The organism is Campylobacter sp. 2018MI34 (assembly GCF_016598975.1).
Classification (GTDB): Bacteria; Campylobacterota; Campylobacteria; order Campylobacterales; family Campylobacteraceae; genus Campylobacter_D.
Window position 1 is genome coordinate 1 of the sequence record NZ_JAENKS010000024.1, and the last position, 21,812, is coordinate 21,812.

Sequence of the window (21,812 nt, forward strand, 5' to 3'; positions counted from 1 at the left end):
AACTTGAATTATCATTTATACTAAAGATGCTCATATTAAATCCTTTATTTAGATTTTTCTGCCTTCAATCTAAATATAAAATAATACAAGCAATATTTATTCCATTTTATGTCAAAATGGAATAAATATTTATTTTTTAATCTTTATATATTTTTATTAATTTTTAGATAAATAAAGAATTAACACTTTCATTATGATAAACACGGCGTATAACTTCTGCAAAAATTGGAGCTACACTTAATACTTTAATGTTAGGGAGTTCTTTTTTAAGAGGAATTGTATCTGTAACAACAAGTTCATCTAGCGCACTATTTTGAATTCTTTCATATGCTGCTCCACTTAATACAGGATGAGTACAACAAGCCATAACCGATCTTGCCCCTCTATCTTTTAAAACCTCAGCAGCTTTTACTATAGTTCCTGCAGTATCTATAATATCATCAACCAAAATCACTTCTTTATCTTTAACATCGCCTATGATATTCATAACTTCGCTTTCATTAGCTCTTTCTCTTCTTTTATCAACGATAACAATATCAAGACCTAAATGTTTTGCAACACTTCGCGCTCTTGCAATCCCTCCTATATCAGGACTTGCAATGATTGCATTTTTAAAATGTTTATTTTTTATATAGTCATTAAAAACTATACTTCCATAAAGATTATCAACTGGAATATCAAAAAAACCTTGAATTTGACCTGCATGCAAATCAATAGTTGCAACACGATCAATTCCTGAAGTTTGAATTAAATTAGCAACTAATTTGGCTGTAATTGGAACCCTAGGATTAGCTTTTCTATCTTGTCTTGCATATCCAAAATAAGGAACAATTGCAGTAATAGAATTAGCGCTTGATCTTCTTAAAGCATCTGTTAAAATCAAAAGCTCCATTAAATTATCATTTGTTGGAACGCAAGTACTTTGTATAATAAAAACATCTTTTCCACGAACACTTTCATCAATTTGAACACTAATTTCACCATCACTAAAACGCTTAATACCTGCATCACTTAAAGGTAAAGAAAGATATTTTGAAATTTCTTTTGCGAAATTAATATTAGCTGAACCTGAAAAAATTTTATAACCACGCATAAATATCCTTAAAAGTTAAAACGGCATTCTATTAAAATAAATATTAAAAAATGCTGTAAAATAAAGATCTTCAAATGATTTATATTTTTTCGTAATATACACCTTTAGAAGAAAAAACTTTTTTAAACAATTCTATATCAGGAGCTAAATCGGCATTTCCAATATATAATCTTCCTTTATTATTTAAAATTTTATAAAAATGCTCCATAAGTTTTAACTTAGAATCATAATTAAAATAAATCATCATATTTCTCGATACAATAATATCAAATTTTCCAAGTCTTAAAAATTTATCTTCAAAAACATTACAAAGCTCAAATTTACAAGGACAAAGTTCGCTTTTATTGATAGTATATATTTCACCTTCTCTTGTAAAAAATTTATTTTTTTCAATCTCGCTAAGTCTTTGCAATGTCCTTCCTTGATATTTTCCTAATTTTGCTTTTTCTATAACATTAGAATTTATATCAATTCCTAAAATATCTATATCTTTAACGTAATTTTGACTAGCTAAAATAGCTAAAGAATATACTTCTTCTCCCGTTGAGCAAGGAGCGCTTAAAACCCTTACACTTTTTTCCAAACTTTTAATATAATAAATTGCTTCTTTTAGTTGCTCAAGTTCTCTTAAAAAATATGTTTCACCTATGGTAACAAAATCTAAAGTTTCTTGTTTTAATTTCTGATTAACTTTTAATTTGAGCAAAAAATTTTGAAAATTATCAAATCCATGTTCTAATAAAAATTTAGATAATTTTAAAGATAAGGTATTTTTTTTATCAGTTAAATCTATACCGCTTATTTCGTTGATTATTTTTACAAATTCATTAAATTCAAATTCATTAAGACTCTTTGTTTCCATAGATACTCCTTAATATTATTCTTATTCAATAAAATCTAAAATCTCTTTTTTAATTTCTTTCAAACTCATAGGCTTTAAGTCAGGATTTAAATCTTTAGCTCTTTTGGGCATTCCATAAACTACAGAATCTGCTTCATTTTCACATAAACACTTTACTCCGGCTTTATAGAGCTTAAGCAAAGATTTTGCCCCATCATTTCCCATACCTGTTAAAATAATAGCTAGTATTTTATTTGTTTTACTAAGTTCAATTGCAGAATTAAAAAGTAAATCAACACTTGGTTTAAAATCTGACAAAATCTCATCTTGCCATATTGCAACTGGATTTAAAGAACCTGTTAAAATAGTATTTTTTTGGCAAATATAAATTTTATTTGACAGCATTTCTTTATCATTTATAATACATACTTCGCTTAAAGCTTCTTTGTTAAACTGATTTACAAAAGAAGGAATAAAACTTTGACTCATATGCTGAGCTATAATAATACAAGTATTTTTAATATTTACATCTTTTAGTAAATATTTAAGCTGATTAGGTCCACCTGTAGAAGATCCTATGAGTATAAACTTCATTAACTAATTTCCCTTGATATTTATAAAGATATTTTGGAATATTATTGTATCACAAAAATATTTAGCATATTTTATATTTTAAATTAATTATTTTTATACTTTATTATGATAAAATAAATCTTAATTTTAGTTAGATTGGGTTTTTTAATATGCTTAAAGAACAAATTTATATTGCCAGTGATCACGCTGGTTTTAAACTTAAAGAACAAATTTGTATTTTTTTTCAAAACCAAAATATTACTTTTATCGATTTAGGAACGCATGATACTTCAAGCTGTGATTATCCTGATTTTGCTCATTTGCTCGCTAGTAAAATTGATGATAAAAGTTTTGGAATTTTAATTTGTGGATCAGGGATTGGCATTTCAATTGCTGCAAATAGACATAAAAACATTCGCTGTGCTTTATGCAATGAAAGTCTTAGCGCAAAACTAGCTAGAAAACACAATAATGCAAATGTTTTAGCTTTAGGTGGAAGACTTATTGGGATTGATTTGGCGATTGATATTATTCAAAATTTTATCCAAACACCTTTTGATCAGGGAAGACATATTAATAGAATTCAAAAAATTGAAATAGGATTATAAATGTTTTTAGATTGGCTTATATTAACTTTGCTTATTTGTATCAGTATTTATTTAATTGTTATGTTGTTTTATTATAAAACACTACTTCATAAAGAAAAACACTCTAAAGAGTTTATTAAACGTAATCTTGATGATACAGAAATCATCATAAGAAAACTTCAAGTTCAACTTCAAAGGAGTCTAGGAAATATAGATATTTTAACAGAAGAGCTTAATAAAATTAAAGCTGATTTAACTTCACTTAGAACTAGAAATTCTCAATATCGATTAGAGAATGATAAATTAAGACAAAGAATTAAAGAATTAGAAGCAAAAATAGAGGCATTATTATGAAAACATTAAACACAGAAGAACAAAAATATTTACTTAATACAATTAGAACCATTGCAGATTTTCCTAAAAAAGGAATTCAATTTAGAGATATTACAACCCTACTTAATGATAAAAAAGCCTTGTCTTTTTTGTTAAATCATTTACAAGAACGCTATAAAAATATAACTCTTGATTTTATTGCTGGGGCAGAAAGTCGTGGATTTATTTTTGCTGCTATGCTTTGTGCAAGACTTGATATTCCTTTTGTTCCTATAAGAAAACCTAAAAAACTTCCTTACAAAACATTTTCTTGCGAATATGAATTAGAATATGGAAGCGATACTTTAGAAATTCATCAAGATGCATTTAAAGGAATTCCAAATGCTAAAGTACTTCTTGTTGATGATTTAATAGCAACTGGAGGAACTGCTATAGCTTCTTGTGAGCTAATACAAAAAGCTGGAGGGCAATGTGTAGAATCTTGCTTTTTACTTGAATTAAAAGATTTAAAAGGGGCTGAAAAACTCTCTAGTATTACTTCAGTTTATAGTATTTTACAAATTTAGAAAGGCCTATTATGGAAGATTTTTTAAAAAATTTACTTTATAATTATAAAGATCTTGCCTATATTATCATCTTTGTATGGTGTATGTTAGAAGGGGAACTTGCTTTAATTTTAGCGGGAATTTTTGCTCATCAAGGTCATGTTAATTTAGGTTTAGTCATTTTTATAGCAGGTCTTGGAGGCTTTGCTGGAGATCAAGTTTATTTTTATATTGGAAGATATAATAAAAAATATATACAAAAAAAACTTAGAACGCAAAGGCGTAAATTCGCAGTAGCTCATTTGCTTTTACAAAAATTTGGTTGGCCTATTATTTTTATTCAACGCTATATGTATGGCTTTAGAACAATTATACCTATGAGTATTGGCATTACAAGATATAGTGCTAAAAAATTTGCTATTATTAATCTCTTTAGCGCTTGGGTTTGGGCAAGCATTACTATACTTTTAGCTTGGTATTTTGGAGAAGCCATTTGGAAGGCAGTTAGCTGGGCAGAAGAGCATTGGTATTATGCTGCTTTGATTATTATATTATTTTTATTGCTTTTATTATTTGGTTTTAAGCAAATGGAAAAATCTTTATTAAAAGAAAAAAGGAAGAAATGATGAAATTTGAACTTAGCTCAAAAAATATTGAAGAGATTGCAGCTGATTTTGAACTTATTTTTATACAAAATAAAAATATAAAGAATTTAAAAGAATATAAAAATTTCTTTGATCTTAACAATTATAAGGGAGAAGGATTATGTATTGATTTACATAATAAAAAATTGTTTATAGAACTTAAAAGCCTTAATTATGAAGATATAAGAAAAAGTTTTTATGAGGCCTATAAATGTCTTGAAAAATTAAATATTAAAACTATAAAAACCCCTTCTATAATAGGAGAATGTGTTGTTAGAAGCTTTGCTTCTTTGGTTGAGGGAATTATTTTTGCTACATATAAATTTGATAAATATAAAAGTGAAAAAAATCAATCAAATATTAAAAAAATCATTATAGCTAAAAATGATATTAATGGTAAAAAATTTAACCAAAATGAAGCAAAAATAGGAATTACAAGAGGTGATATTTTAGCTAATGCTACAAATTTCACAAAAAATATTGTTAATGAATTTCCAGAATTTTATACCCCACTTCAAATGGCAGAAGATGCTAAAAATTTAGCAAAATCAAATAAAAATATAACGTGTAAAATTTATGATGAAAAATTTTTAGCCAAAGAAAAAATGAATGCTTTTTTAGCAGTTAATCGCTCATCTATCCATCCTCCACGTCTTATTCACCTTAGCTATAAGCATAAAAATGCAAAAAAACGTATTGTATTTGTGGGCAAAGGTTTAACTTATGATAGCGGCGGACTTAGCTTAAAACCTTCGGATTATATGGTTACTATGAAAGCAGATAAAAGCGGTGCTGCTGCTGCTATGGGAATTATAAAAGCAATAGCTGAGCTTGAATTGGAATTTGAAGTTCATTGTATCATCGGTGCTACAGAAAATATGATAGGTGGAAATTCTTACAAGCCTGATGATATATTAATCTCAAGAGAAGGTGTTAGTATAGAAGTAAGAAATACTGATGCAGAAGGGAGATTGGTGCTGGCTGATTGTCTTTCTTTTGCACAAGATTTAAAACCTGATTTACTTATAGACTTAGCTACTTTAACAGGAGCTTGTGTCGTAGGACTTGGAGAATATACAAGTGCTATTATGGGAAATAACGAAGATTTACAAAATGAATTTTATATATCAAGTAAAAAAAGTGGAGAATATACAACTATATTACATTTTAATCCCTATCTTAAAGAACTTATTAAATCAAATATAGCAGATGTTTGCAATGTTTCATCGAGTCGTTATGGGGGAGCAATTACTGCTGGACTTTTCTTAGATAAATTTATACGCAAAGAATACAAAGATAAATGGTTGCACTTAGATATTGCAGGTCCTGCTTATATAGAAAAAAATTGGGGCTATATGAATTTTGGAGCAAGTGGAGCTGGAGTTAGAATGTGTGTAAATTTCTTAATTCATCTTTTAAGGAAAAATAAATGAGTCTTTCTGTAGGAATAGTAGGACTTCCTAATGTAGGAAAATCAACAACTTTTAATGCTTTAACTAAAACACAAAATGCACAAAGTGCTAATTATCCTTTTTGCACTATAGAACCAAACAAAGCATTGGTTGAAGTTCCTGACTCACGTCTTGATCAATTAGCCAAAATTGTTAATCCACAAAAAATTATAAGATCTTTAATTGAATTTGTAGATATAGCTGGACTTGTTAAAGGAGCAAGTAAAGGAGAGGGTCTTGGTAATAAATTTCTTTCTAACATTAGAGAAACTGAGGTTATTTTACATATAGTGCGTTGCTTTGAAGAGGAAAATATCACCCACGTTGAAGGAAGTGTAGATCCTATAAGAGATATTGAAATTATCAATACAGAGCTTATCTTAGCTGATATTGAACAATTAAATAAAAAAATAGAAAAACTTTCTAAAGAGGTAAAAGCCAATCAAAAAGGAGCTAAAGAAGCATTAGAATTAGCTTCACATTTACTTGATCATCTTAATAAAGGCTTGATGGCAAAAACTTTCGAAAAACAAGATAGTGAAATTTATCAAAATCTTATTAAAGAATTAAGATTACTCTCTGCTAAAGAAGTAATTTATGGAGCAAATGTTGATGAAAATACTCTTAATGAAGATAATCATTATGTAAAAACTCTAAAAGAATATGCAAAAAAACAAAATCAAGAAGTGATTAAACTTTGTGCTAAAATAGAAGAAGAATTAAGCACTCTTAGCACAGAAGAAAGTTATGAATTTTTAAATTCTTTAGGAATTAAAGAAAGCGGACTTGATCAAATTATCCGCACAAGTTTCCATAAGCTTGGCTTTATTAACTATTTTACTGCTGGAGTAGTAGAAGTGCGCTCTTGGACTATTAAAAAGGGCTGGAAAGCTCCAAAAGCTGCAAGCGTTATTCATAATGATTTTGAAAAAGGTTTTATTAAAGCTGAAGTAATTTCTTATGAAGATTTCATTCATTATGGAGGGGAAGCTAAAGCTAAAGAAGCAGGAAAATTGCGTTTAGAAGGAAAAGATTATTTAGTTAATGACGGAGATGTTATGCATTTTAGGTTTAATGTAAGTAAATGAGAGATTTTTTCCTAAAAAAAATTAGTCAAGTTTATATTCTTTTATTGTCAATATTTATAAATGTTTTTATTTATGCAACCCATAAAACAATAACCGAAAATATCATTTATAATACCTATGAAAAAGATTTACAATTTTTTTTCATTACATTAAATGATATTTTATTTTTTCTACCCTTTGTTTTATTTTATCCTATAATTGAATTTTTTAATATTTTTTATTTTAAAAAACATATTATGAAATTATTGGTTTTTTTGTTGTTTTTATTGTCTTTAATTATTTGCATATCTTATTATAATCATATTTTTTGGCTGATTTTATTTTTAAATTTTCTATTAGCTTTATTTAATTCTTTTTATTTTCCTATTTTTTATGCTTATATATTGAAAATAATTCAAAAACAATTTGTATTAAAAATTAATTTATTAATTGGCATTGGTAGTGCTTTGGCAATTTTAATTGCTTTTGGAATATCTTATTTTTATTTAAACAAAAATAATATTTTTAATTTTATAAATTTCATTGGTATTTCTTTTATTATTTTATCTTTAATAAATTTAGCTTTAAGCTATAAACTTTCAATTTTACAAGAAAAAAAGATTGCATATTCATTAAAGCGCTATTTAAAGAAAAAAATTTTTATAAAAAATTTAAAATCAATAATTAAAGAACCAATTCTTTTTCCTTCTATTTTAGGAATTTCCATATTTTTATTATTGCTAGAATCTTATATAATATTATTTCCTATATACGTTAGAGATATTTTACTTGAGGATAGTTTATTTTATCTTTATTTAAATTTTATATTTTTAACCATAGGATTTATCTTTGGTTCTTTTGTTTTTAAAAGATTTTCAATATCTTATCTTGAATTTGGATTTATTCCTTTTGCTCTTTTTGGTTCTTGCATTTTAACTCTATTATTGCCTTATATATTAAATCATTTTATAATCTTTTTTTTATTTGGGTTTTGCGGATCTTTTGTAATCATTCCTTTTTTTACCCTGATACAACTGCACTCTCAAGTAAAAAAAATACAAAAAGTTATTCTTGTAAATAATTTTTTACAAAGTACTATTATTTTAAGTTGTATTCTGACTATCTTTTTACTTGTATTTATTAAATTTAATTTAAACTATATTTTTTATATTCTTACAATTATTGCTTTTATTATGTCTTTATACATATTTAAAAAACTTCCTTTTTTATTGGTAAGATTTTTAATTAGTTTTTCTTTTTTTCACCATTATAAATTTTTAATCAATGGATTTGAAAATCTATCAAATCAAAAAGGGATTTTATTGATAGGAAATCATAATAGTTTTCTTGATTGGGCTATTATACAAATGGTTATTCCTAGAAAAATTCATTTTATTATGGATAATAATCTTTTTTCTCCTTGGTATATTAAACTTTTTATTAAAAAATTTAACTTTATGTCTAAAAATCTAGAAGAAAGCCTTAAACTACTTAACAAAGGTGCAATAGTTTGTATTTTCACAGATAAAACAAACTATAATTTGCAAAATATTATTTTAGATCAGCAAATAAAAATTATACCTTTTCATATCAAAAGTATATGGGATAGTTCTTTTGATAAAAATAATGAAGAATTTTCTTTAAAAAATAGATCTATAAATCAAAAATATATTTGCATTGCCTTTGGCAAAGAAATAAATTCTCTTTGTCAAAAAGAAATTCAAGAATGTATATTAAAACTATCATTTAAAACTTGGCAAATGCGATGCGAAGCTACGCATACTATAACAAGAACTTGGATTGATTGTGCTAAAAAAAATCTTTCTCGTATTGCATTTATTGATCCTTTAAATAATATATCATTTACTTATCGAAAGCTTTTAGCTTTAACTTTTATATTAAGCAAAATAATCAAAAAAAACTCTAAAACACTAAATATACATTTTTCAAGAGGAAGTTATGCGCCAAAAGAAGAATGTATAGGAATTTTACTTCCAAATTCATTTGAAAATCTGCTTTGCAATCTTAGTATTTTATTATCACAAAAAGTTATTATAAATTTAAATTATAATGATAAAAATATTTATTCCATTATTCAAAATTCAAATATCAAACAAATTTATACATCAAAAGTTTTTTTTGAAAGTCTTAATTTAAATTTCAATGATAAAAATATTCATTTAATTTTTATGGAAGATATTTTAAAAACTATAAAAGATCAACAAAATAAAATATTTTTATATACGCTTTTAATAAGTGTTTTTCCAAAAAGTCTTTTAAAACTTATATTTTCGCCTTCAAAAAATAATCTTGCCATTACAAATATAAATTACGAAAATAATCAAGGTATTATGTTTAACAATCGCAATATTCTAAGCACTATTATGCAAATATCAGATCGATTTAATTTAAGAAATGATGATATGATATCATCTTCATTGCCTACTTATAGTTTTTTTGGCTTTATTATGACTTTCCTTCCTATTTTAACTGGAGTTAAAGCTATTATTAATACAAATTTTAAAAATAAAATTGCAAATCAAATTACAATAATATGCGAAGAAACAAATGCCTTTAAAAATTACATTCAAACTTTAAATGAAAACACATTTATAAATACAAGAATTATTTTAAGTGGTGGCAAAATCGATCAAAATATTAAAGAAGAATTTGAGTCAAAATTTAAAAAAAGAATTTTTTCTACATTTGGATTAAATGAACTTTCACCTATAATAAGTATTAATACAAATTCAAATCAAAATAACTTGGGTCAAATTCTAGATGGTATAGCTATAAAAATCAATACAGATGGAACTATATTATTAGGTGGACATCAAGTTATGGTTGGATATTTAAACAATAAAAAACTAACCGATGAAGCGATTAAAGAAATAGATGGGATACGCTGGTATAACACGAAAAAAATAGGATATATTGATGAAAATAATTCTTTATATATATTATAAAGAATTATTCATTTCTTAAAGTATCTAAAACATTAACTTCCGTTGCTTTTTTTGCTGGATAGTAAGAAGATAAAGCAACAATGATTAAAGCTCCACATATAGTCAAGAAAAAATCAATCATTGATAAATCAAGAGGTAGTTTTGTTGTTCCATAAACATCTGCAGGAAGAGAAATAATATCAAAATTTCCCAAAAGCCATAAAATAATAAAAGCTAAAATAACACCACATATCATACCGCTTCCACCAATTAGCATACCCAAAGAAAAAAAACTTTTTTTAATCTCTGCCCTACTAGCTCCTAAGGCTAATAAAAGAGCAATTTCACTACGACGATTCATCACTATCATAAGTAAAGAACTTACTATATTTAAACTTGCAACAAGAATAATAAGCATTAAAACTATAAATAAAGCTCTTTTTTCTAAAGCTAGTGCCGAAAAAAAGTTTTGATTTTGCTCCCACCAACCAACGCTTATATAATCATCTCCTAAATATTGTTTTATTTTTTTAAGATCTTCAAAGGCATTGGTGCTATAAATATGAATACCATCATAATCTTGTTTTCTATTTAAAATTTTTCTTAAAGCATTTACATCAGCATACATATAAGCTTTATCATAAAATAAGAGCCCCGAATGAAATTGTGCTTTAATGTCAAAACGTTTTGTTTTAGGAGTTAAAGAAAATCCACTCGCATCAAGATTTGAGAAAATAATAGCTAACTTATCCCCTCTTTTTAAACCAAACTCACGCACTAAAGCAGAACCTACTAAAATATCGAAATTTTGTATTTGATCAATTATTAGAGCTTTTTTAACTATCTCATTAATCTCTTTTTCATCTTGAAAATTGACCCCAAATAATACTCCACCTTCAAAAGAATTATCTGTTTTAATAATTACTTGAGTACTGATATAAGGGCTAAATTTAAGTTGAGGAAATTCTTTTTTTAATTTATCAATTAAATTATCATCAATCAAAGAGTAAAATTTAGGCATAATAGTAATAGGATAATTCATTACAAAAAATCTTTTTTCAAACTCTTTATCAAAGCCATTCATTATAGCCATTGCTACTAAAAGCACACAAAGACCGACACTAACACCTAAAAAGGCTAAAAGCATAGAAAGATTGATAAAAGGTTGCTCTTTATCAAAGCGAAGATATTTAAAAAGTAAATATCTCAAAATTCCTTTTTTCAAGAAAATATTCCTTGTTTTGGCCCACTTTTTCCGTGACATTCTTTAAATTTTTTTCCACTACCACAAGGACAAGGAGAATTTCTTGGGACTTTTCTAAATTCCATCTCACCTAAATTATCCTCGCTTGCTCCAAATTCAACTGCATTGTCTAAAATTTTTTGATTTTCTTCATTAGCTTTTTCTTCTAAATTTTTAATATCTTTTTTATTTAAAACTATACTAAAAAGAAGTTTTATACTATCAAATTTAATACGTTCTACAAGCTCTAAAAAAAGATTATAGCTTTCTTTTTTATACTCTACTAAAGGATCCTTTTGATTATAACCTCTAAGCCCAATCCCTGTTTTTAAAATATCCATTTGATATAAATGCTCACGCCAAGCATTATCTAAAACTTGAAGGTAAATAATTCTTTCTATATTTCTTATTTCTTCTTGTGATAATTCTTGCATTTTATGATTATAAGAATTTTGCAATATCAAAACTAATTTCTCTTGAATTTGGAAATTTTCTAAATCTTTAAATTCTTTATCATCAATTTCAGTTGAACACTCATAAAGAATTTTTTGTTTTAAATTTTCAAATTTTTTATCTTCATCATAGGTTGAAAATTCATTCATAATATTAGAAACATACTCTTGAATATTTTGAGAAATTTTACTTTTAATATCATAATCCTCATCTAAAAGCTCATTGCGATAACGATATATTGTTTTTCTTTGTTCATTGGCTACATCATCGTATTCTAATAAATGCTTTCTACTTTCAAAATGTAAATTTTCAACTTTCTTTTGTGCATTTTCAATGGCTTTAGTAACTATTCTTGATTCTATACTTTCACCTTCTTGAATACCCAATTTATCCATAATGCCTTTTATACGATCACCACCAAAAATTCTTAAAAGATTATCTTCAAGGCTTAAATAAAAACGACTCATACCAGGATCGCCTTGACGTCCAGCGCGACCGCGAAGTTGATTATCTATCCTTCTGCTTTCGTGACGCTCTGTTCCAATAATATAAAGTCCCCCTAATGCCCTTATTTCATCATCAATTTTTATATCAACTCCACGTCCTGCCATATTTGTAGCTATAGTTACAGCTCCTTTTTTTCCTGCATCTTGTATAATTAAAGCTTCTTGCTCGTGATTTTTTGCATTTAAAACATAGTGCGGAATTTTTTCTTTAACAAGCATTTTATGAAAAACTTCACTTCTTTCTATACTTGCAGTTCCAACTAAAACAGGCTGACCTTTGGAATTTGCTTTTTTAATTTCTTCTATTACAGCTTTAAATTTTTCTTCTTGAGTTTTATAAATAAGATCATCTTTATCAATTCTTTGAATTTTAATATTTGTAGGGATTGAAATTACCTCTAAATTATAAATTTGTGAAAATTCACTTGCTTCAGTTTGTGCAGTTCCAGTCATACCTGCAAGTTTATTATACATTCTAAAATAATTTTGGAAAGTTATATCAGCTAAAGTCTGACTTTCTTCTTGAATTTTTACATTTTCTTTTGCCTCTAAAGCCTGATGAAGCCCATCGCTAAAACGTCTTCCTTCGCTTAATCTTCCAGTAAATTCATCTACTATAACAACTTCATTATTGCGTAATACATAATGCACGTCTTTTTCAAAAAGATTATGAGCTTTTAAAGCTTGATCTAATTGATGAGCTAAGATTGCATTATCAAGACTATATAAATTTTCAACTCCAAAAAGCTTTTCAGCTTTTGCTATACCCTCTTCTGTAATAAGTATAGTTCTATTTTTTTCATCTACTAAAAAATCGCCTTCTGGTTTTTGTGGTGCCTCCACTTCTTTGGCTCGTTTCATTTTTTTAGCTACTTCATTAGCTTTAATATAGCCATCCAAAGTTCTATTTGTAGGACCACTTATAATTAGAGGAGTTCTTGCTTCATCAATTAAAATACTATCTACTTCATCAACAATAACAAAATTATATCCTCTTTGCACTTTATCCTTTGCTTCGAATTTCATATTATCACGTAAATAATCAAAGCCAAATTCATTGTTTGTTCCATAAGTAATATCGCAACTATAAGCCTTTTTTCTTTCTATATCGCTATTTTGCTCTGAAACAATAACCCCAACACTTAAATTTAAAAAATTATAAAGAGCACTCATTTGTTCTGCATCTCTTTTTGCTAAATAATCATTTACAGTAACTACATGAACACCTTTACCACTCATAGCATTTAAAACTACAGGTAATGTAGCAACCAAGGTCTTACCTTCACCTGTTTTCATTTCTGCAATTTTTCCCTCATGTAAAACCATACCACCAATTAGCTGAACATCAAAATGACGCATATTAAGAGTTCTTTTACCAACCTCTCTTACTATTGCAAAAACATCATTTAAAATTTCATCTAAACTTACTTGATTATTTAAAACTTGTTCTTTTAAATTTGCAAAAATATTTTTTAATTCTTCATCTTGCATTTTCTGATATTTTTCTTCGAGAGAATTTATTTTTTCAACGCGTTTAAAATATTTTTTTATTTCACGATCATTTTTTGTTCCAAGTAAAGTTTTTAAGGTGCTTAAAAACATAATTTAGCCTTTTGATTAAAATCTTTTAAACTATCATTATAACTATTATTTAATTAAACTTAGCTAGAATGCTTTAAAAAATATTTATTTTTTAAGGAATTTTATGAAAATCGTGTTTATTTTATTAAGTATGATGATTAAAATTTTTGCTCTTGATCTAAGTTTTGAAAATTTTTCAAGTGATTTTATCCAAAGCATAGATAATAAAAAAACAAAAATCAATTATACAGGTCATTTTACTATAACCCATAATAAAGCTCTTTGGAATTATCAAAATCCCTTACATAAAGATATTTTCATAGATAATAATAAAATCACTATTATAGAATATGATTTAGAGCAAGTTATTATTTCAAAACTTGAAAATATTCCAAATTTAAATGAAATTTTTAAAAATGCTAAAATGATTGATCAAAATACTTATGAAGCTAAGTATGAAAATACTACTTATGTTTTAAAATTAAAAGAAAATCAAGTGGAAAATATTTCTTATAAAGACGAATTTGATAATAATGTCAATATTAAACTATTCAATCAAAAAAGAAATATTCGTATTAATGAAAATTTATTTATACCAAAAATTCCAAAAAATTTTGATATTGTTTCTTAAAAAGTTTGATTTTCATCAAGCTTTATCTCAAATCCAGTAGCACTACTTGAATTATTTTCTTTTTTGCTAATATTATTTTCTTTAAATATCTGAGGCAAAACATTAGATGTATTATTATCTAGCGTTAAATTATTTTCTAATTTTATATTTTCTATTTTAGATAAATTTAAATCATCATTTAAAGAAACATTTGGGACTTTAGGAACTTCTGGAGCTTTAATATGTGGTATTTGCTCTGAATTTTCTTTTTCTTGTTCTTGAGATTTTAAAAACTGCTTTAACTCTTCTATATCAAATTTTTCAACACTATTTAAAGATAAAATATAAATAGAATTAATTTTTATTTTATATTTTTTATAAATAAATTTTTCTAGTGTCTGTTTAAACGTCCCTTTTCCAAGTTCTGTAAAAATATCTTCATAAAAAAAACTCGAAATTACACTATTAATACTATCAATAATTTTTGCTTTATTATTTTCTAAATTCTCTCCATTAATTTCTAAAGAAATATTAATTTTTTTAAGCAAATTATTACTACTCTTAGAATAAAGATCTGTTTTTAAATCTGTAATTTCTAAAGTATCAGCACATAATAAAAATGGTATTATTAAAATAAAAAAATATTTTTTCATATTTCATCCTTTTCTAAATCTAAGAAATTATTTTTTTTATAAAATTTTAAAACTTGTGTATCAATTTTTAAGCTATTATAAAAATAAGATCTAAAATTATCAATCCTAGAATAAAGTATTTTTAAACTATTTGGATTTATAGCTCTTGAAAGAGCTACATAAAGTTGTCCATTTTCAAATATATTATTAATATCGCAAATTAATTTTTCTATACTCATACCTTGAGACTTATGAATTGTTATAGCGTATGCAAGTTTTATAGGAAATTGTCTAATGCTTGCACGAATATTAACTTCTAAATCATTTTGATTTTGACTTAATTCTTCCATATTAAAAGTATAAGGTTCTAATAAAACAATTGTGCCATTATTTTTTAAAATTTCAATATAAATTTCTTTATCTTTTTCAAAAATATCTTTTATAATGCCTTGTTCCCCATTATAATAATTTTTTTCCCAATTATTTAAACAAAATATTATTTTAGCACCTATTTTTAATTTTAATTCTTCTAAAATATTTAAACTTTTAACCCAAGAATATAAAACCTTATCTTCTAAAGTTGGATCTTCTTTTTTAATTTGTGCTTTAAAAATTATCAATTCACTTTTAAGTTTGCTTAATTTTTGAGAATTGATTAAATCAACTTTTTTATTTATGCCACATAATAAAGTAAAATCATCAGATATTTCATCAAATTCTGTTTCTTTTATTAGCAGTTTTTCAAAATATGAAAAAATACTATCATTAACTTCTCCTTTTCTTAAAAAAGATAAATAATGATAAAATTCTTCATTATCTGTTCTTTTGGATATACTTAACTTTAAAAATTTAAAATTTAAATCATTCCAAAATATAGAATTAAAAGCATAAAAAGAATTAGAAAATAATGTTTGATTATTATCTTTTATTACAGGAGGTAATTGAAAAAAATCTCCAACAATTAAAATCTTGCCATTAAAATTTGCATTTTTTAACCTAAGAACAATCATATCAAAAACATTTGCACTTACCATTGAGATTTCATCAATAATAATTAAATCAATTTTTTTTAAAATTTTATTTAATTTTGTAATTTTTTCTTTTTGTTTTTTATCATAAAATGCAAGCTCGCTTTGGCTTATACTTCTTCCGAAACAAAAAAAACTATGTAAAGTAATTCCATTGATATTAAACGCACTTAAAGCAGTAGATCCTAAAGAAACAACATTTTTACCTTGTTTTTGATAAAGTGTTTTTAGTTTATTTGTCAAAAACGATTTTCCAACACCAGCACCACCACTTAAAAAAACATTATTTTTTTCTAAAATTTTCTCTAGTTTATCAAGCATTATTTTTCCTTATTATAATTATAACTATTTTTATAAAGGTTTTTTTATGTATCATTATTTTTTATTTATTATTTTGTTATTTATAAATGGATGCGCATTAAATACACAGCAGCCACCTAAAACCAAAACTCCGCAGTATGCACATTTTAAATTTGAACAAAATGTTTCTATATTGCCTAAATTAGATGAAAATTTTTCTATTAATAATGCTTATAAAAAACATTTTTTTCGTCCTTGGCATAGTAATTTTAAAAAGTTAAAAAATGAAGATTTATTTTGGGCTTTTAAAATGTATAAAAATCAAAAAAATCAATTTTATTTCTTTAATAAACAAAAAATCTCCCAGCTTTGGTTTGATGAACAAATTAAAAACTCAAATATCCAAAATTTAGGATCCATAAATAAAAAAGCCTTAGTTATACAAAATTCTTTAATCAGAAATTTACCAAGCCCTAAAGCTATCTTAAAAAATCCTTTTGAAGAAGGAGAAGGCCTACCTTTTGATTATGCACAAAATGCTATTTTAAACATAGGATCTGCCATCTTAGTATCTCATTACAGTAAAGATAAACGCTATGCTTTTATAATGAGTGAAAATGGTTTTGGCTTTATTAAAGCTAATCATTTTGAATTTATAAATGATCATAGAGCAAAAATCTATGAAAATTTAAATTTTATAACTCCGCTTAAAGAAAAAGTATCAATCTTTGATATAAAGGGAAATTTTCTATTTCAAACACGTATTGGAGCTATTTATCCTTACTATAAAAAAGATGAAAATTATTATTATGGTAAAATTGGATCCTATAAATATAAAGCTAAAAAAACTCTTTTTTCAACTTTTCCTATAAAATTAAATGATGAAAATTTAAAAAATCAAATTTCTCAAGTTCTAAATCTTCCTTATGGATGGGGAGGATATGACTTTGAACGCGATTGTTCTTTATTTACAAGAGATTTATTTTCTGCTTTTGGAATTTATATGCCTAGAAATTCTTATGCACAAATTACTAGTTTTGATTATTTTGACATTAGCAAGTTAAATCAAAAACAAAAAGAAGATTTTCTTGATCGTTTTGCTAAACCTTATCTTAGTTTGCTTTATTTTCCTGGACACATTATGCTTTATGGAGGAAAAATAAATAATACACATATTGTATTGCATAGTGCTTGGGGAGTAAAAGGTTATAATAATACTAGATTATTAATTTCTCAAAGTGCCATTACCTCTTTACAAATAGGAAAAAACCAAACCAATATCCCAAATGAAAATTTATATATTTCAAAACTAAGCAAAATTGCTTTTATGAATCTTAATTCAAATGAAAAAAATATCATAAAATCTTATCTAAAAAATCTTTTTTAGATAAGAAAATACAATCATTATTTTAAAAAACTAAATAAAATTAAAAGCAAAAATGATATAGAATAAATTTAGAAAATCTAAAAATTCTAAAAGCTAAAAAAGCATTCAAATATCAAAGCTTTAAATATTTTTAATCAAATAAAAATTAAAATAAACAATAGATTAACTTAATAAATCCTATACTTTTTTATGATTTAAGTAAAAGAGTTCTTAAACATAAATAAAAAATTTACTATTACTTATTTAAACTAAAAATTAAAGATAAGCCAACTTTTTTTAAAATATTTAAAAGTTTAAATGAAACTTAGAAATTTATCCTTTATAAGTTATTTTGAATATGAAGAAGTTTATATATAAAAGCAAATCCTATTCTATTATTAATTTAGTTAAAAATTAATTCTTTATATATCATTTTAACGCTTTCTTTTAAATATAAAATCAATACAAACTAAAAGGTCTAAAGTCAAAATTAAAGATTTTGGTATATTAAGTTTAATTTTTTATCTCTTTTTTAGGTGCTACTATTAAAGCGTAGCTACCTTTATTGTATCTATCCCATACGCTAAAAAACTGACTTTTAGAGCTTATATATTCTCCATAACTTGGATTAAGCACTTGTAAATAATCCCTTTATGATTTATAATTACCACAAAATGTGGAAAGCAGGTCATCTTCAATTTTTGCAAGCATTGGAATATTTATAAGCTTATCTAAACTTTCTCTATTAATTTAATATAAATTGCTTTCATAGCCTAGTTTTTTAACCACATCACTTAAATCCGCAAAACTTACCATATCTATATAAAGCTCTTGTTTGCTCATAACTTCTAAAAGTTTAAATTCATTCAACTTTTTTTGAACATCAAGTATATTAAGCAAAATTGCCAAAGATGAAGCCCCGCAAGACTCTTCATAAGTTTGTCTTATGACTCTTTCATTTTTAATTTCTTGATAAGACTTGACTATAAATTCTGCCTTTAAGAATAAAGGCAGAATAATAAATATTAATAATATTTTTAAAATTTTTTCCATAGATTGATACCAAAAATTACATCAGGTGCAGAAGAGCTTCCCCTAAAACTAGCATTAACAAAAACTGCGTTATCCAAATTAATACTATAAGTAGAACCTAAACTTAAAGTTGGAATAGAATGCACTTTTGAATTTTGATAACCATTGATTTTTTGCTCGGTTTGAAATCTTTGCTCTGCTCCTAAATCTAAAGTGATTTTAGGACTTAGAATGATAGATAAATCCCCACCCATATAAATACTATTCCCATACTCTATTTTAAGAGTTTTAAATTTTCTTAATTGGTTATAAACCGGTATAAATGCTATATACAATAGGATCGCTATATCCCCTTAAACTAGCTTATAGGTTTTGTGATTTTAGATAAAAGTTTTTGGTTTGATTGATAGCTTTTTCTCTTTGAATGATTGCAGTTTGAAAGGTAATTTGTGGAATTAAATCTGCAATACTATCGCCTGTATAAATAAATCCTAGCCATAAACTATCAAAACCTATTCGGTTTTTACTAGAATACTCATTTGTAAAAAAGTTTGCGTATTCTTGTCTTGCATAACTTCCACCCCTTGAAATAAGTATATTAAGCTTAGGAGTCAGAGTATAAATAAAAGTTTGAGTTAAAAATACTTGCTTTGTATCATTCCAAATTGTAGGGTCTCCACCTATTGTTTAAGATAAAGTGCATAAGAATTGACATTTCCTGTGCTAAGTAGTGAAAAACTAGTAACACTTCTTAAGCCTATTTGTTTTTTAAATAAATTATCTATATTTAACTCATCACTAGTAAAAACACAACCAGCTAAAACCATAAACGCTAAACAAATCTTTTTCATTGTTACCTTTCTAAATGTTTTTAAAAATTTTTTTAATAAAACAAGAAAAATTTGATTTTAATATTAAATTTATGATATTATGTAAATAAAGAATAAATATAATAAAAATTAAGAAGAAATTATGTTAAAAAATTGGCAAGTTCATTGATTTTAGGTTCTTTGTTGGTAAGTTCTGCTTTTGCTGGGGGATTTTTTAGCTAAAGTTAGTAATGGTGCAATAAACGATAACTCTCAAGGCATAAAGGTTCTTAATTTAGATGAGATGAAACAAATAGTAGGTGGTGCATTCTATCATAGAATATCTAAACTTGATAAATATGGATATAAAGTCTGGCTTGCAAGTGATTTAATATATATTACAACCGATGCAAATGGAAATCTTAAATCGAACTCTGAAATAGATTCAGTAAGAAAAAAAATGGGATATCAAGGAAATGGAATAGTTATATTGGGAGTTAAAGACAAAAACAATAATCCTATGTTTGTTCTTTATGATACAAAAAGACAACTAAAGCCTCAATTAGTTAAAAATAACAATTCTTATATTCAAAATGAATATAGAACATTTCTAATAAATTCTCATTAAATTAGAATAAAGCAATGCTAAGTAGTTTTCAAGTTAGCAACACGCCATTTGGTGCTGTTATTGATTACAAGCGTGATAAAGAATATTGTGGTGGAATTTATAATGATGCTCTAAATGGCAAGAAATCTTAGACAATAAATTTAATCAATTTTCAAAAGATGAAAATCATAAAAATATAGATAAAAATAATTTTTTAAATATCTATAGCGATAATAGTAACAACTATGTTAGCAATGAAATCACTAAATATATTAATAATATAAAAGATTTAAATGGAAATAAAATTGATTTTAATAGCTTAGATTCCAAACAGCAAAGTCTTATTATTTCTTTTCTAAGAACACCATTAGAACAAACTAATATCTATGGGACAAGAGCAAAATTAAGTGATATAAAAATAGATTTAAATGATAATAATGAACTTTATATCGAGGCAAATCTTCATACTATCGATGGAAAAACTCTTAGTATGGGAGCAGAATTTTCTATGCAAACAATGGATGAAAATAAGTATGGAAGCTATGGTTTTCTAGAACATAATGATAGCCAAATATATAAATTTTCATTTGTAAGTGATAAAAATTTAAGCACAAGTGAAAGAAAAAATTTGCTCACAAATATAAAAAATGCCGACATAAAATCACTTGATGATTTTAAAGAAGATATAGATATTAGCATTTATTTTAACGATGATGGAACAGAGGGTAAATTTACTAGCTTTTCCATATATGATAAATCAAATTTTGAACTTGATATTCAAAAGACTCATGAAAATGTTAAAAATCTTCCAAAAGAAGAAAATGAAAAAGAATCTTCAAATTTTATTCTTGTAAATATTTATTGGGATATTGTAAGAAAAGATTTAGAAAATTTCAAAACTAATTTAAAAAATAAGCAAGAAGATCTTTTTATTAAAAATTCTATTTCACCATTGAAAGATATATTAAAAAATAATATTTAAATAATTTAGAAATAATTTTACTTTTTAATCAAAAAAAAGCGTTTTATATTTTTAAACTTCTTTAGCATTTAACTCTAGTCTTATCTAAACAAAAAAGCCTCTTCGGCTTTATCTTTTAACTTCTCCAAACCATTTATATCTTAAAGTTTTAACATTAAATTCTATCATCTTATTATCTTTTTCTTTTAGTAATTATAAAAAGTTTTTCTTCTTTTTTTTCATAAGAAATAATACACATTTTGCTGTATCTTTCATCATAAATAGATTTGCTATAATATTAAGAATTTCTTTTAAAACTTAATTCAGTGATATAAAGCTCGTTGTTTTTTCTCATCTTATTTTATTTTAGTATTATTCTTCCTATAATTCTAAGTCTATTATTTTGTATCTATTTTATAAGCTTTAATCTTAAGTAAGTTTATATTTGATTTAGCATCTATATCTTTTGTTTTAATACTTATCTTTAAAACTCTTACCAATCCAATAAATATTTAATTTTTAATATTAAAAGATTGATTTAAAACTTTATCTGTTTTGTTGTAATTTGTAAGCTAACATTTTTATCACTAATTTAACTGAGTAAA

The 21,812-nt window shown here is 25.2% G+C and carries 17 protein-coding genes and 3 pseudogenes; 11 read left to right on the forward strand and 9 right to left on the reverse strand.

Annotation, left to right across the window (positions count from 1 at the left end; all coding sequences use genetic code 11):
- Positions 1-163: 163 nt before the first annotated feature.
- From JG676_RS06410 to JG676_RS06420, 3 genes are all read right to left on the reverse strand, one after another.
- Positions 164-1,093 carry a ribose-phosphate pyrophosphokinase gene (locus JG676_RS06410; RefSeq protein WP_131186906.1) on the reverse strand — a complete coding sequence of 310 codons (930 nt, stop codon included), beginning with the start codon at positions 1,091-1,093 and terminating at the stop codon, positions 164-166.
- A 79-nt stretch (positions 1,094-1,172) separates the two neighbouring features.
- On the reverse strand, positions 1,173-1,955 hold the full coding sequence (locus JG676_RS06415; RefSeq protein WP_200217687.1) for a CheR family methyltransferase: 783 nt from the start codon (positions 1,953-1,955) through the stop codon (positions 1,173-1,175).
- A 21-nt stretch (positions 1,956-1,976) separates the two neighbouring features.
- Positions 1,977-2,528, reverse strand: a complete 552-nt coding sequence (locus JG676_RS06420) for a CheB methylesterase domain-containing protein (RefSeq protein WP_200169117.1) — start codon at positions 2,526-2,528, stop codon at positions 1,977-1,979.
- A gap of 149 nt (positions 2,529-2,677) precedes the next feature.
- Between JG676_RS06420 and rpiB the strand changes: the two genes are divergently transcribed.
- The 7 genes from rpiB to JG676_RS06455 are packed head-to-tail and all read left to right on the forward strand — an operon-like array spanning position 2,678 to position 10,100.
- Positions 2,678-3,115 (forward strand): ribose 5-phosphate isomerase B, encoded by a 438-nt coding sequence (rpiB, locus tag JG676_RS06425; RefSeq protein WP_200217688.1) that lies wholly within the window; start codon positions 2,678-2,680, stop codon positions 3,113-3,115.
- On the forward strand, positions 3,116-3,448 hold the full coding sequence (locus JG676_RS06430; protein WP_200169119.1) for a hypothetical protein: 333 nt from the start codon (positions 3,116-3,118) through the stop codon (positions 3,446-3,448). It begins immediately after the preceding gene.
- Complete coding sequence (gene apt, locus JG676_RS06435) at positions 3,445-3,993, forward strand: adenine phosphoribosyltransferase (RefSeq protein WP_200217689.1); 549 nt, start codon at positions 3,445-3,447, stop codon at positions 3,991-3,993. The genes JG676_RS06430 and apt overlap by 4 nt, the downstream gene beginning before the upstream one ends.
- 11 nt (positions 3,994-4,004) lie before the next feature.
- Positions 4,005-4,598: a DedA family protein gene (locus tag JG676_RS06440; protein ID WP_200169121.1), complete on the forward strand. Its 594-nt coding sequence runs from the start codon at positions 4,005-4,007 to the stop codon at positions 4,596-4,598.
- Positions 4,598-6,049, forward strand: coding sequence for a leucyl aminopeptidase (locus tag JG676_RS06445; RefSeq protein WP_200217690.1), 1,452 nt, complete (start codon positions 4,598-4,600; stop codon positions 6,047-6,049). Before JG676_RS06440 ends, JG676_RS06445 begins: the two co-directional genes overlap by 1 nt.
- A complete protein-coding gene (ychF, locus tag JG676_RS06450) occupies positions 6,046-7,155 on the forward strand; it encodes a redox-regulated ATPase YchF (RefSeq protein WP_200217691.1) in 1,110 nt (369 codons plus the stop codon). Before JG676_RS06445 ends, ychF begins: the two co-directional genes overlap by 4 nt.
- Complete coding sequence (locus JG676_RS06455; RefSeq protein ID WP_246801803.1) at positions 7,152-10,100, forward strand: MFS transporter; 2,949 nt, start codon at positions 7,152-7,154, stop codon at positions 10,098-10,100. Before ychF ends, JG676_RS06455 begins: the two co-directional genes overlap by 4 nt.
- A gap of 4 nt (positions 10,101-10,104) precedes the next feature.
- On the opposite strand, the gene JG676_RS06460 is transcribed toward JG676_RS06455, so the two are convergent.
- Both JG676_RS06460 and secA read right to left on the reverse strand, forming a co-directional pair.
- On the reverse strand, positions 10,105-11,304 hold the full coding sequence (locus JG676_RS06460) for an ABC transporter permease (protein WP_200169125.1): 1,200 nt from the start codon (positions 11,302-11,304) through the stop codon (positions 10,105-10,107).
- Positions 11,301-13,883: a preprotein translocase subunit SecA gene (secA, locus tag JG676_RS06465; protein WP_200217693.1), complete on the reverse strand. Its 2,583-nt coding sequence runs from the start codon at positions 13,881-13,883 to the stop codon at positions 11,301-11,303. Before secA ends, JG676_RS06460 begins: the two co-directional genes overlap by 4 nt.
- A 103-nt stretch (positions 13,884-13,986) precedes the next feature.
- On the opposite strand from secA, the gene lolA reads away from it, so the two are divergent.
- Complete coding sequence (gene lolA / locus JG676_RS06470; RefSeq protein WP_200217694.1) at positions 13,987-14,493, forward strand: LolA-like outer membrane lipoprotein chaperone; 507 nt, start codon at positions 13,987-13,989, stop codon at positions 14,491-14,493.
- Here the strand turns inward: lolA and JG676_RS06475 are convergent.
- Together JG676_RS06475 and JG676_RS06480 are read right to left on the reverse strand one after the other, a co-directional pair.
- Entirely contained in the window at positions 14,490-15,125 is a 636-nt protein-coding gene (locus JG676_RS06475; protein WP_200169128.1) for a hypothetical protein, read from the reverse strand. The genes lolA and JG676_RS06475 overlap by 4 nt on opposite strands.
- Entirely contained in the window at positions 15,122-16,453 is a 1,332-nt protein-coding gene (locus JG676_RS06480; RefSeq protein ID WP_200217695.1) for an ATP-dependent RecD-like DNA helicase, read from the reverse strand. The genes JG676_RS06475 and JG676_RS06480 overlap by 4 nt, the downstream gene beginning before the upstream one ends.
- Before the next feature lie 46 nt (positions 16,454-16,499).
- On the opposite strand from JG676_RS06480, the gene JG676_RS06485 reads away from it, so the two are divergent.
- A complete protein-coding gene (locus JG676_RS06485; RefSeq protein WP_200217696.1) occupies positions 16,500-17,819 on the forward strand; it encodes an SH3 domain-containing C40 family peptidase in 1,320 nt (439 codons plus the stop codon).
- A gap of 438 nt (positions 17,820-18,257) precedes the next feature.
- On the opposite strand, the pseudogene JG676_RS06490 reads toward JG676_RS06485, so the two are convergent.
- Both JG676_RS06490 and JG676_RS06495 read right to left on the reverse strand, forming a co-directional pair.
- Positions 18,258-18,851: pseudogene (locus tag JG676_RS06490) on the reverse strand (C39 family peptidase).
- Positions 18,836-19,681: pseudogene (locus tag JG676_RS06495) on the reverse strand (hypothetical protein). The pseudogenes JG676_RS06490 and JG676_RS06495 overlap by 16 nt, the downstream one beginning before the upstream one ends.
- 132 nt (positions 19,682-19,813) lie before the next feature.
- Here JG676_RS06495 and JG676_RS09235 point away from each other — a divergent pair.
- Positions 19,814-19,964, forward strand: a pseudogene (locus JG676_RS09235) (bacteriocin); the annotation flags it as partial.
- A 772-nt stretch (positions 19,965-20,736) separates the two neighbouring features.
- A complete protein-coding gene (locus JG676_RS06505; protein ID WP_200217697.1) occupies positions 20,737-21,228 on the forward strand; it encodes a hypothetical protein in 492 nt (163 codons plus the stop codon).
- Positions 21,229-21,812 lie beyond the last annotated feature (584 nt).